Consider the following 12,568-nt stretch of genomic DNA (forward strand, 5'->3'; position numbering starts at 1 on the left):
AAAAATGAGCAGCGAGGGTATCTTTTGTAAATATTTTTGTTAATTTAGCGAATTTATGTCCAAACTGATAAAAATTCCTTTATAATACGTTGCTTTGGAATTTTTTATATTCCTTTAAAAAAAAATTTAGTATAAATAGGTAAAATATTTCTGCTTTTTTAATTCAGAATAGTTTTAAAATATTGCAGATGAATATAACATAGCGTCACCCAAAAATATGACAACCTGTGAGAAACAAACAGCCCGTGAGCAAGACAGATAAAGATAAACCCATTAAAGACAGTGGTTATAGTCGAAGATTGAAAGACCGCCATGTGCAACTGATTGCCTTGGGGGGAATTATCGGCTCAGGTTACTTTTTAGGAACAGGAGAGGTGATCAATCTTGTTGGTCCAGCTGTTTTTCTAGCTTATATCTTGGGTGGATTGATTATTTTTCTCACGATGCTCTGCATGGGTGAACTTGCTGTAGCAATTCCTATTTCAGGCTCCTTTGTCACCTATACAGCGGATTTCATATCCCCTTCTGTGGCCTGTGGCGTCGGGTGGTCTTATTGGATCAGCTGGGTTGCCTATATTCCCGCCGAATGCGTTGCCGGGGGCATCATTATGGAGATGTTCACTGGAGTAAATGGCTATGTCTGGGCCGTTTGTTTTGGTTTCCTGATTACCTATATTAACCTCGCCAAAGTCGATACATTTGGTGAAATTGAATTTTGGCTGGCTTTAATTAAGATTTTGGCTCTATTAGGTTTTGTCATCTTAGCCGTTTTAATATTCTTTGGCTTAATTCAGGGGCCAGAGTCCCATGGTTTCATTGGCAGCAGGTACATTTTAGGCGATGGAGGACTTCTTCCCAATGGAACTATGGCCTTACTCACTGCCATGGTGCTTCTGCTGGTGAACTACCAAGGCTCTGAGATTATTGGTCTTGCCGCGGGAGAATCTGAAAATCCTGCGCGAATGATTCCTCATGCAATTCGCAATGTCACCCTGAGAATACTTTTTATCTACATCATTCCAGTATTTTGCCTGGTACTCATTTTTCCTTGGCAAAAAGCGGGTTTGTCTAACTCCGTATTTGCAGATGCATTAAATTTCTACAATTTAAAGTGGGCAGGCGCAGTAACCAGTTTCGTGACTTTAAGCGCGACATTATCTTGCGCCAACTCCGGATTTTATGGGACAGTTCGCGCCTTAAACGCTTTAGCGCGGGATGGAATGGCGCCGCATACTTTTGCAAAGTTCAACCATAATTCGGTACCCCAAAATGCAGTGATTGCTACTTTGATTTTCATATGGATTTTGCTTGGAGTAGGCTACTTTTTTGGGCAAACTCAGCTTTATATTGCCCTGCTTCTAGTCTCTGGATTTACAGGCTCTCTTGCCTGGATATCTTTATGTACCGCACAAATCCGCTTTAGAAATCGGTTATACCAGGCAGGCTATACTACAGCGAATCTTCGCTATGTGACCCCCTACTCGCCTTACACTGGAATTCTTGCAATTATCCTGATGTGTATTGCCTTGTTTTTCCTGGTATTAAATAAAGATCCTACTTATAAACTTGCTTTTTACATAGGCATGGTAAGTTTCATTGTTCCTATCATCATTTACAAGCTTTTTGACTTATCCAAAAATAGGAAAAAAGTCCTGCATGTGAAAACCCGGGTTAAGTTTCAAGATCTATTCCCCCCGGTTTAATTGCATATAACCCAGGTGATGAATCATAACCTGGGTTCATAAGTATTCAGATAATTATTTATAAGAGAATTTTAGGATAGAGGTTAATGCAGCTTTTGACCATTGGGTACTGGAGGCTGGGTGGTTATCAAACAAATAGCCCCATTCTCATCAGAGAAACCAACCAATAGAAATTGCGAAACAAACCCTGCAATGTTTTTTTCACCTAGATTAATACACCCTACAACAGAACGTCCAACTAAACTTTCAGGAGTATAATGAACCGTCACTTGTGCTGATGTTTGTAAGATACCTATATCTTTACCAAAATCTACCCAAACTTTATAGGCAGGTTTATTAGTTCGTGGAAACTCTTCAACTTTTACCACTGTCCCTGAGCGTAAATCCACTTTTGCGAAATCGTCGTAAGAAACCATTTAAAAACCTCTTTTCACTTAAGAAGCCTAATCATTTAAAAAACTATTAGGCCATAGCCATATTCGCAGTATTTAATTCTGGTACCAAACTCTTCAGCAGAATAAATAACTCATCTTCCTGATTGTCTTCACAGGCTGTGTTTAACAACCTCATCGTTTGAATTAAATCTTCCCAATTGAGTTCACGAAATTTTGCTTTGAATAATTTTTCATGCTCTGTAGAGGCCAATTGCTCGGATTCATGAAACAGCTCTTCAAACAACTTTTCTCCTGGGCGTAATCCGGTGTATTCAATCATAATGTCTTTTCCAGGCTCTTTACCAGCCAAACGTATCATTTGTTCTGCCAAATAAGTAATTTTAACGGGTTCGCCCATATCCAATACAAAAATTTCACCGCCTCGTCCATTCACCATTGCCTGTAAAATCAGCTGGCATGCCTCTGGAATTGTCATAAAATACCGTTGCATCTCAGGATGAGTCACTTTAATTGGCCCGCCACTTTGTAATTGTTTTTGGAATAAAGGCACGACGCTTCCCGCTGAGCCTAAAACATTTCCGAAGCGAACCGTAATGAATTGGGTCTTCACCCTTCCATTGAGGTTCTGACAATAGATTTCTGCCACACGCTTCGTCGTACCCATAATATTGGTAGGATTGACCGCTTTATCTGTGGAAATCAAAATAAATTTTTCGACATTGACTGCAACACTAGCCTTCGCAACTGTTTGAGTTCCTAGGACATTATTAATTACCGCAATCCGGATTTGGTTTTGCAATAGCGGAACATGTTTGTAAGCAGCTGCATGAAACACAATTTCAGGTAAAAATTCTGTAAAAAGATGGTTTATTGCCACTTCGTCGGTCACACTTATTAATCTAAGTTCCAGTGGAATTTCTGGAAAACTTTGTTTTAACTCGAGTCCGATTTGATATAAATTAAATTCGCTGTTTTCAACAATTGCCAAACTGTTAGGTCTAAGCGCTAAAATTTGTCGGCATAACTCTGAGCCAATTGAACCGCCGCCCCCGGTAACCAATACCCTTTTGCCAGCGATGCCTGCTGTGAGCCGATCCCATTGCAAATTGATTTGATCCCTGCCCAGCAAATCTTCAATATTAACTGGCCTTAAGGCATTCACTTCTACTCTCCCTGAAGCAAGAGCATTAAGACTTGGAAGTGTCCTAAATGGAATTTTGCTTTCTTCGCAACTGGTGACAATATGCCGCATTACTGAAGAGCTTGCTGAAGGAATTGCAATGAAAATCAAATCAATTTTGTATTCCTTCACCCGTTCAGGGATTTGGTTCGTCGTTCCTAAAACTGGTATACCATGGACTTCTAAACCCCTCTTTGTCAGGTTATCATCAATAAATCCCACAGTTTTATACTGGTTCGAACGTTTTAAATCACGAACCAGGCCTTCGCCAGCCATCCCGGCGCCAATGATCAATACTCTTCTTATATTAGGCGATTGATATCCTCTGGCCTGATGATCCCAATACATCCTTCTTAACAATCTATAACTACAAAGCAGAGTAATGAGGATCATGCAATACAAAGGAAATACCGAGCGTGGAAGCCCAGTCAAGATGGAAGCAAGATATAAAACAGGTATACCCAACACTGTGGCGGATATAGTAGCTTTTATAATTCGTACCACATCATTTAATGAGAAAAAGCGCCACAATCCCCGGTATGTTCTGAAATAAAAAAAACAGAAAACCTGAATCACTGTGATTAAAGTCAAACCTATCAGAGAATGGGTTGATGTCAATATTTTGGGGAAAGGATGCATGTTGTAACGCAACCAGTATGCTGCATACCAAGCAATGGGAATTGCCGAAATATCACACAGCAAAACTGGTAATTTTTTATGCATTTTTTGTAAAAATATTGACACTTTATGTATCATACTAAGGATCCTTCACTCATTATACTTATCTTACTTATCATGAGATAGTACACTATGTTTGAATCTATCTCACCTAAAAAAAGAATTACAGAGGTAAACCTTTAATGCCCCAAGCTGGTGTCATTGCCGGGGTACAATCGATGAACGCTCATAGATTTCGTAATGATAACTGGAATCAGATGGTGCCGTTACAAAAGTTTTAATTAAGTGGTATTGATTGTTTTTATGTATCTTTTGTTTTAAACAAACATCACTAGGTGTATATACTGCCCATCCTTTTTCTACAAGGGAAGTTAAAATGATAAAGGCTGGCTGTAGATTAAAGATGTTTTTACAAAATAGCTCGTATCGATATTTTGCTGGGTAATGCGCCATTTCCAAATTATTCAAACAGTATGAATCAATAAAATTTAAAGGGCTCGCATAAGGGATTAAGCCGCTGTCGGCAAGGACCACCCAATCTTTACTCGATGCATGAAGATTTAACCAATCAACCACTCTACCACGTAATTCCTCACCTTTTATTGGATTTTGGCTGAAATAGCGATACTCTTTCAAACTCATTGCTGGAATAAAGATAAATAGGATGAGATAAAAACTTATATTGAACATCAATGCAAATAAAGTATCTTCTTTTTTTCTTATCGAATGCAATAATATATAGAGACCTTGCGTCATTAAAGGTAAAAGTAGCGTAAAAGCTGGTAAAAAAAGTCGATTATAAAATGCAACAACAGGATCAGAATCAATCAAAAGAATAAGATAAATGACACTCGGTACCCATAAAAAATTATGACGTTTGTCTTTGGCTTTCCATAACGCAGGTAGGGCTAAAATAATCAAGGGCCAAATTAATTTGAGGTAATGGATGTCTAAAGAAAGTGAATAAGATTGGAACAGACCTTTACAATATACTGAATTGGGAAATAAAAATCCGAAATAGGCCAAACGCCAAATCAAGTAAGGACCATAAAATAAAATCAAGGTGAAACAAAAAAACGCAACTCCCTGCCAATAATGTCGACTTTCTTTTATTGGTCTATCCCAACAGATCAGTATAAAAAACAACATCATGATTGCAGGCGCTTCTGGCCGGGTCATACCTGCTAAAGTAAGGAAGATACCAGAGGCAACAAAATAGACGTTTAAGGAATGACCACGTGAACGAGGTGACAGATTGTAGCCCATCCCCCTCAAACAAAAATATAAGGATCCGCAGATTAAAGATTCATAAACTGCAGTTTCTAATCCGCTCGTTGCCCAGATGATCTGACCTTTATAAAATAACAGCGCAATACAAGGAAGTAATGATTTACGTTTTGGAAGCCAGAATCGACTAATTAAATAAAGGAAATAACAAGTAAGAATTAATCCCAATAATCCAGCCCATTTGAGTACGAGAACAGGATTACCTTTTAGAAGGATGGTGACTAAACCTAATACAACAAAACTAAAATTGGAATAGCCCTCCACTCGCGGAGCATGTAAATTCCAGACTATCCCCTCACCTGCAGCCCAATTCCTGGCATATCGTAAAGAGATGTACATGTCGTCAATGGTAAACGACCAAATGGCTTGTATCTGGAGAACCAATAAATAAAAGAACAATAGAATTAGGAGGCTGTCATACCACCTAAAACCAGATTTCATTGAGCCAATGCCATAAAAGTTAACACCACAAAACACCAAAGATTAATACGAGACAATCTATCACTTAAAAAGACAATGACAGGATCATCATTTTCGTTATCTTGTTTTGCAAGCCAGCCAAAACGCCATAATGCAATTGCTGCAAAAGGAACAGTTAACATGAAGTAAAAGGATTCATCCCGGGCATAAACAATGTAAAAAATATAAGTAATGAAGGTGACAAAACCTATAACGACTATGAGCCAATGCAAAACAAAAGGATTATATTTCTTTAATACTTTGCGTGTCGCATGCTTCAGTCCCAATCTCATTTCCATTCGGCGTTTATTTAAAGCAATAAAAAGGCTTAATAAGGTGGCCGCAACAATTAACCAGGAAGAAATGGGTAATCCAATTCCCAGGGTTCCTGCTAAGACACGCAATAAAAATCCTGCTGCGATACAAAGCACATCAACAATGGGGATCAGTTTAAAAAGATGGTTATAAGCGATATTGATCACCAAATAAATGCATAAAATGATTGCTAATTTCTTAGAAATAAACCAACCCAGAGTCAGCCCGGTAATAAGCAATAAAAAGAGCATAAAAACTGCTTCGGATAAGGACACACGTCCGCTTGCTAAAGGTCTATGGCGTTTATGAGGATGTAGGCTGTCTTCCGTTCTGTCTTCAATGTCGTTGTAAATGTATACCGCACTGGAGATAAGGCAAAAAGCAAGGGAAGCCAACAAAGCAGGTATAAAGAATCCAGGTGTCGGTGTATAGCAAAACCCCAACATGACAAAGACAGCTTTAGTCCAGTGGAACATACGGAGAAGCAGAAACATATGTTTGAGCCTCTCCATGAAACTGACATTTTTTATCTCATTTATCAATTCAATCACCTTTTTTCCTATAAAAAATACAGCTTGAGTGAAGTAAAAGATAATTAGGGAGAACACTTTTGGTACAATCCAGGTTTGATTTTCGTATCACCCAAGTTTCACTACCCACACCCTTTGAAAATACAAGAACTCAAGATATTTTATTAAAAGTAACACAATCTTAAAAAAATGCATCATTTCAAAAACTTATTCATTAAATATTATAAAAACATCAACCAAAATGGATCAATTTAGTAAAAAATAATCAAATAAGATTGCATTTATACAATTACGAAGTAAGATAAAATATACAAAAGGAATTATACCTATAAAGAATGCCAATGGATGGGGGAACATTATGCACTTTATTCTTACACCTGGACGTATCTCAAAGTTTGACACCTTACGAAAAGATTACCAAGCAGAAAAGCATGTCGATTTGAATGCAAAACCTTCAATGATAGGCACACCCATCTTTTTTGGTGGGACCGATGTCCTCAGTAGAAACAAACAAATTTCATTCCTTGAAAAAGTTAAAGCAGTGCTTAAAATTCATTTACAGGATGAAGAGGACATTAAAACTCCTGCACAAAAACAAGCCTACATTATTGCAGTGCGATTCATGCTTGCTGCCAGTTTGTATATTCAAAATCAAATTGGTAGTTCAAAACGGAATTCCGCCTTATATCGAATGATTGAAGATAACTTTGGGATCACGGCCGAAAATTTTCTGGATGATGAAGACAAAGAAACCTGCTATATCACCGCAGATCGACTGGTTAAAACACCCCATGCTCTTGAGCATGCCAATGCAGCATTGGTAAAAGATGGGATTAAGCCTTTTACAGAGAAAGAATGGAAAGAATTTACAGATTTTTTAAAAGAGATGTGCCACAAAAAAGAAGATAAAGATCAGTTTTCAAAATTCCCTGTAATCTCGCTCACACAACCTTTCTTCGGCACTACTTTTGCCTATGTCGGTGCAACAATGGGCGTTGTTTTAGCTGAAGGCGTCAGTAACTCGACAAGTGCAATTAGCCCCAGGGTGCAACTGACAGCACTTGTTGGCAGTACATTATTGATTTTTAGTCCAGCAGGTACTACAGGTGTTGCGCTGTTTGCACCTGTAATTGCAACGAAACTTCTTACTTCATTTTGTACCATCAGTTTGGCGCATATCATAGGAACAGCAGCAGGCTATCTAGGCCAAGGTATTGGTATTGGGGTCGGTCTTCCTTTTGATGTGGCTTACAACCTACTGTGGTCAATCTGTTCTCTAATCGGCAATTACTACAGTAAAACACCTGAGCTTGCTCGAATTGACGGAATTCGGATTGTAGATGGGGCGACGATTATCGCGGGAATACCCATTCAGTTGCTACCGGAAAATACATTACCAGAAGGATGTACCAGGAAAATTTTGGAAATTACTGAGGAAGGTGAAATCCGCATTGAAGGAGAAGAAATAAAAAGCAGTGATAAACCCATGCAAATTCCTCCTGAAGTGCTAGATGAATTGAAGAAACAATTATCAATACGCACAAAATTCCATGAGGCTACTGAAATTCGACAAGAATCGGAGAAGAAAGAAACTCAGAAGGATGAAGAGAATTCAGGAAGTTTTTCATTGGTCTAGTTCAACGTATTATTAATTAGAACAAAGCCTGGTTAGGAGTGATTCTATAGCTGGGCTTGAATTAACCAGGTATGTTGGCGTTTTTGCTATACTTTACTTAATATGAAATTAGGACTTTTAATAATGCCTGGTAATGTAGTCTCCCCAGATTCTTCGAAAAAAATCACTATCACTCACGTAAAAATGCAGCACAGTCCTGTTGCTCTGGATTGGTGGACCTACCAACTGTCAGGACAGAATAACAAACAGTTTGAGTCGGAAAATTGTGAAGAAGAAATTGCTGCATCTCAGTTTGCTGTGGCTCAGTATATTCTTACCCATCCGGAACATATCGTAGTCCATGAAGGACTTAGTGAACTATGGTCATCAGAGCAAATTGATCTTGAAAATGAAACCACACAGAGGATCAGGCGCAATTTCAGTAAAGGAACCTTTAATAAATCATTTGATGAACTATCACCGGAGCAAAAAAACCTCTTGAGGGAAAAACACGGGGCTCCCCTACTCTTATATCTTGGCCTTATAGATGTGCTTTACCCTTCTGCTTCCTTAGAAACATCACAGACCTTAGCACAAGAGATTCGAGCATTAAATGGTAATTACCGAACGCTTCCAAATATTGAACAAAGATTTCGCATGCAACGTGAAAAAGAAGCGATTATTTTTTCGAAATCTGCTGCAGATAATACCGGAGTTACAAAGATTTTATTGGTCTATGGTGGGATACACCATTTTGAATATGCTCTGGATTCAGTTCAAGATGGCACGCTTGTTTTAGCGGAGCCTGTGGATTTATGCCAAGTTTTCATCCCGAATAAAGCGGAGCCATTGCAAACGAACTTAGCGGTAAACGAATTTAATCTCTGGTCTTCTTCAACCAAAAAAGCATTCACTTCCGATGTTCATTCCTTGCTTGAATCGAATGAGCATGATGATGAGAATAACAACAAACTAACTTAAATAAATTCTCTTATATTACTGGCAGCTGCCCTAATTCACATCAGATAGGGCAGCTGCAGAGAAAGCCTGGCTGAACTTTTTCCCCCGGCCTGCGATTAGGGAAGGCTATCCACTTCTTTCCTTTGGCTTGGCATAAAATCTTTTCTATCCAGCCCCATTGCTACAGCTAATGCTCCGGCAACATAGATGGAAGAATACGTTCCGATGATAATTCCAATAATCAAAGCCAGAGAAAACCCATGTATTGCTTCGCCTCCATAAACAAATAAGGCAACGACAACAAATAGGGTCAACATGGATGTCATGATGGTACGAGATAGAGTTTGGTTTATTGAAATATTCATGATTTCAATGGAGCTTGCCCGACGAATCTTCACAAAATTTTCGCGTACCCTATCAAAAACGACGATCGTGTCATTTAAGGAATAGCCAATTACGGCTAATAAACCAGCAAGGGCTTTCAGATCAAATTCAATACCAAAGAAAGCAAACACACCTAGAATCAATACAGGGTCATGAACTAAAGCTACAGCAGAACTAACAGCCAAACGGTATTCAAAACGCATGGCGATATAAATCATTGTTGCAAGTAAAGAAACAACAACGGCAAGAGCCCCTTTTGTCGCCAGTTCTTGTCCAACCTGCGGACCTACAAAATCGACTCTTTGTTTTACAGCACCTGGAAGCGCGCTCATGACTTGATCAACCAAGCGGGTCTGTTCTTTATCTTCCCGGGGCGCGATACTAATCAACACATCTTTAGAAGTTCCATAGCTTACAACTTGAGCTTCTTTGAACCCCGCTTTATTTAGGCTCTCTCTAATAGCAGGCAAGTCAGCAGCAGAAGGATAAGTCACTTCTATTTGGGTTCCACCTGTAAAATCCAGTCCCCACTTCAGACCATGAATTGCTAAAGCGCCTATGGAAAGAACAAAAATTAATATGGAGAACATCGCTGTCCAGCGACGCGCCCCCATAAAGTCTACACTTGAATTTGGATTAAAAAATTCCATCAAAACCTCGCCTTAAATACCAATAGATAATTTCTTAACAGTCCTACCACCATAATACCAATTGACAATCCCTCGGGTGTAAGTGATGCCTGTTAACATAGAGGTTAATAACCCTAAAGACAGTGTTACTGCAAATCCACGCACCGGTCCCGTACCCACAGCAAACAGAATGATAGCTACGATTAACGTGGTCACGTTTGCGTCAAGAATTGTTGCAAAGGCACGCTCATAGCCTGCATAAATCGCGGCTTGGGGAGATAATCCATGACGCAATTCTTCTCGGATACGCTCATAGATAAGGACGTTGGCATCGACGGCCATACCCACAGTCAACACAATTCCGGCGATACCAGGAAGCGTGAGCGTTGCATCAATGAGAGACAACAAAGCACAAAGTAGAACCAGGTTAAGCAATAAGGCGATATTGGCTATTAATCCAAAAAAACGATAATAAACCAGCATCAAGATTAGAATTAAACCCATTCCCACTTCTAATGAAATAATCCCTCTGCGGATATTTTCCTTACCTAATGTTGGGCCTACTGTGCGCTCTTCAATTGGGTATATCGCAGCAGGCAAGGCTCCAGCTCTTAAAAGCAATGCTAAATTACTTGCTTCCTTGCTGTCAGTAAGACCAGTGATTTGGAAATTATTCCCTAAAGCATTTTGAATAACCGGGGCACTAATCACACGCTCCTCTCTATGGGTTACTCTCTTTTCCACACCATTAATAGTTTGGATGGAATTTTTTGTTTCCACATAGACAATAGCCATACGTTTGCCAATATTTTCACGGGTTACTTTGGTAAACAGACTCTCTCCGCCCCCGCCAAGCTGTATTTGTACTGCTGGGGTTGCAGATTGCTGGTCATAACTTGAAACCGCAGAGGTAATGGAATCCCCGCTTAATACAACTTGCCTTTTCAAGAGAATGGGCCGCCCTTCCATCATCAATAATTTATCATTGACGGGAATAGCTCCTGTTTGTTTTGCAATTTGCGCATCATTATCTTGATCCACCAAATAGAACTGTAACGTAGCGGTACCACCAAGAATTTGTTTGGCACGGGCTGCATCTTGGATTCCAGGTAAATCAACTGCAACACGCGTTGCTCCTTGCTGTTGCACGACAGCTTCACCAACGCCTAACTCATTGACCCGATTGCGCAAAATACTCATGGTTTGTTCAATTGTATTTTGACGCATGCTGTTCAATTCGACAGGAGAAATGGAGATCATGATTTCATTGGCGTTTTTATTTTTTACAAAAACCAGATTGGGAATTTTTTCCTTTAAACCAAAATAAGCATTATCTGTAGTTTCACTATCGCGAAAACGTAAATCAACGCCTTTCTCTGCAATATAGCGAATGCCAGTATAACGAATTCCGAGTTCACGCAGTTCCTGGCTAATGTTTTTCATCAACCCTTCGTAACGGCGACTGATGACACTATCAACATCCACCTCTAACAAAAAGTGTACCCCGCCTCGTAAATCGAGTCCTTGTTTCATTGGGGCAGCACGAATGGAATCCAACCATTGTGGTGTAGAGGGTGCTAAATTGAGCGCGACAGTATACTGAGATCCCAAAGCATTTTTGATGTTATCACGAGCCAATAGTTGCGAGTCAGTAGATGAGAAAACAACTTCTACTCCCCCACTCTGGACGATAATTGATTTATAAGGAAGATTATCTTTTTTTAAGATACTTTCTACCTGGTTTTTTAATACATCGTAATCCACCGCAGCTTCAGATGAAATTTGCACTACAGGATTTTCTGTATACATATTGGGTATGGCGTAAATAAATCCGACGACTGCAATAATAATCAGCATCAGGTTTTTCCATAGAGGATATCTATTCTGCATTTCCGTGTCCCTATGACTATCTTAAAGCGATTTCAAAGTGCCTTTGGGCAAAACTGTGCTTACCGCGCCTCTTTGTAAATTAATTTCAATGCCTTCTGCAAGACTGACCTTGATGTATTGGTCATCAAGACTAATTACTTTCGCTAATATCCCGCCAGAAGTAATTATCTCGTCCCCTTTCTTTAAACGATTTATTAATTCACGATGTTCTTTTGCTCTTTTGTTTTGAGGTCTAATAAGCATAAAATAGAACAATACAAAAATAGCGGCGATCATAATGAGCGAAAAAGTACCATCTGCCTGAGGCGCTGCCGTATTACCCGCTGCAGCCAAAGCATCGTTAATAAAAAAACTCATATTGTCTCCTTTAATCTTCGATTAATAATCGCGTGACATCATATAGTGATTTGCTCTTAAGGTAAATGAATCAAAGCGTAAATTAAAACAGTTTCCCTATTATTCGCTTTAATTTTGAACTCCAATTTTTATTTGCGGATTAAATGTTACCTTACAACAAAAAAACCCTCATGGGTTTCATCCGGT

10 protein-coding genes are annotated in these 12,568 nt (G+C 39.2%); 3 read left to right on the plus strand and 7 right to left on the minus strand.

Features of this window, described 5'->3' with window-relative positions; all coding sequences use genetic code 11:
* The first annotated feature begins 227 nt into the window (after positions 1-227).
* Entirely contained in the window at positions 228-1,703 is a 1,476-nt protein-coding gene (locus BU07_RS0115710) for an amino acid permease (RefSeq protein WP_035899179.1), read from the plus strand.
* Positions 1,704-1,786: 83 nt separating this feature from the next.
* Here BU07_RS0115710 and BU07_RS0115715 read toward each other — a convergent pair whose 3' ends face one another.
* The 4 genes from BU07_RS0115715 to BU07_RS0115730 all read right to left on the minus strand — a co-directional run bounded on the left by BU07_RS0115715 (position 1,787) and on the right by BU07_RS0115730 (position 6,568).
* Complete coding sequence (locus BU07_RS0115715) at positions 1,787-2,119, minus strand: tRNA-binding protein (RefSeq protein ID WP_031567713.1); 333 nt, start codon at positions 2,117-2,119, stop codon at positions 1,787-1,789.
* Positions 2,120-2,165: 46 nt separating this feature from the next.
* Positions 2,166-4,034, minus strand: coding sequence for a polysaccharide biosynthesis protein (locus tag BU07_RS0115720; protein ID WP_031567714.1), 1,869 nt, complete (start codon positions 4,032-4,034; stop codon positions 2,166-2,168).
* A 120-nt stretch (positions 4,035-4,154) separates the two neighbouring features.
* Positions 4,155-5,684 (minus strand): protein LphB, encoded by a 1,530-nt coding sequence (locus BU07_RS0115725; RefSeq protein ID WP_031567716.1) that lies wholly within the window; start codon positions 5,682-5,684, stop codon positions 4,155-4,157.
* A complete protein-coding gene (locus tag BU07_RS0115730; RefSeq protein WP_031567718.1) occupies positions 5,681-6,568 on the minus strand; it encodes a decaprenyl-phosphate phosphoribosyltransferase in 888 nt (295 codons plus the stop codon). Before BU07_RS0115730 ends, BU07_RS0115725 begins: the two co-directional genes overlap by 4 nt.
* A gap of 337 nt (positions 6,569-6,905) precedes the next feature.
* Between BU07_RS0115730 and BU07_RS0115735 the strand changes: the two genes are divergently transcribed.
* Both BU07_RS0115735 and BU07_RS0115740 read left to right on the plus strand, forming a co-directional pair.
* A complete protein-coding gene (locus tag BU07_RS0115735) occupies positions 6,906-8,183 on the plus strand; it encodes a hypothetical protein (protein ID WP_031567721.1) in 1,278 nt (425 codons plus the stop codon).
* Positions 8,184-8,306: 123 nt separating this feature from the next.
* Positions 8,307-9,143, plus strand: coding sequence for a hypothetical protein (locus BU07_RS0115740; protein ID WP_031567722.1), 837 nt, complete (start codon positions 8,307-8,309; stop codon positions 9,141-9,143).
* Between the two features lie 95 nt (positions 9,144-9,238).
* On the opposite strand, the gene secF is transcribed toward BU07_RS0115740, so the two are convergent.
* From secF to yajC, 3 genes are read right to left on the minus strand one after another with little or no spacing between them, the layout of a single operon-like run.
* Positions 9,239-10,156, minus strand: coding sequence for a protein translocase subunit SecF (gene secF, locus BU07_RS0115745; protein ID WP_031567724.1), 918 nt, complete (start codon positions 10,154-10,156; stop codon positions 9,239-9,241).
* A gap of 12 nt (positions 10,157-10,168) precedes the next feature.
* On the minus strand, positions 10,169-12,025 hold the full coding sequence (secD, locus tag BU07_RS0115750; protein ID WP_031567725.1) for a protein translocase subunit SecD: 1,857 nt from the start codon (positions 12,023-12,025) through the stop codon (positions 10,169-10,171).
* Between the two features lie 21 nt (positions 12,026-12,046).
* On the minus strand, positions 12,047-12,382 hold the full coding sequence (gene yajC / locus BU07_RS0115755) for a preprotein translocase subunit YajC (RefSeq protein ID WP_031567727.1): 336 nt from the start codon (positions 12,380-12,382) through the stop codon (positions 12,047-12,049).
* Positions 12,383-12,568 lie beyond the last annotated feature (186 nt).

It is taken from the genome of Legionella wadsworthii DSM 21896 = ATCC 33877 (genome assembly GCF_000701265.1).
Classification (GTDB): Bacteria; Pseudomonadota; Gammaproteobacteria; order Legionellales; family Legionellaceae; genus Legionella; species Legionella wadsworthii.

Coding starts and splice junctions, on each gene's coding strand:
- BU07_RS0115715 (WP_031567713.1), bottom strand. CDS start 2,119: ATGGTTTCTTACGACGATTTCGCAAAAGTGGATTTACGCTCAGGGACA.
- BU07_RS0115720 (WP_031567714.1), bottom strand. CDS start 4,034: ATGATACATAAAGTGTCAATATTTTTACAAAAAATGCATAAAAAATTA.
- BU07_RS0115725 (WP_031567716.1), bottom strand. CDS start 5,684: ATGAAATCTGGTTTTAGGTGGTATGACAGCCTCCTAATTCTATTGTTC.
- BU07_RS0115735 (WP_031567721.1), top strand. CDS start 6,906: ATGCACTTTATTCTTACACCTGGACGTATCTCAAAGTTTGACACCTTA.
- BU07_RS0115740 (WP_031567722.1), top strand. CDS start 8,307: ATGCCTGGTAATGTAGTCTCCCCAGATTCTTCGAAAAAAATCACTATC.
- secF (WP_031567724.1), bottom strand. CDS start 10,156: ATGGAATTTTTTAATCCAAATTCAAGTGTAGACTTTATGGGGGCGCGT.
- secD (WP_031567725.1), bottom strand. CDS start 12,025: ATGCAGAATAGATATCCTCTATGGAAAAACCTGATGCTGATTATTATT.
- yajC (WP_031567727.1), bottom strand. CDS start 12,382: ATGAGTTTTTTTATTAACGATGCTTTGGCTGCAGCGGGTAATACGGCA.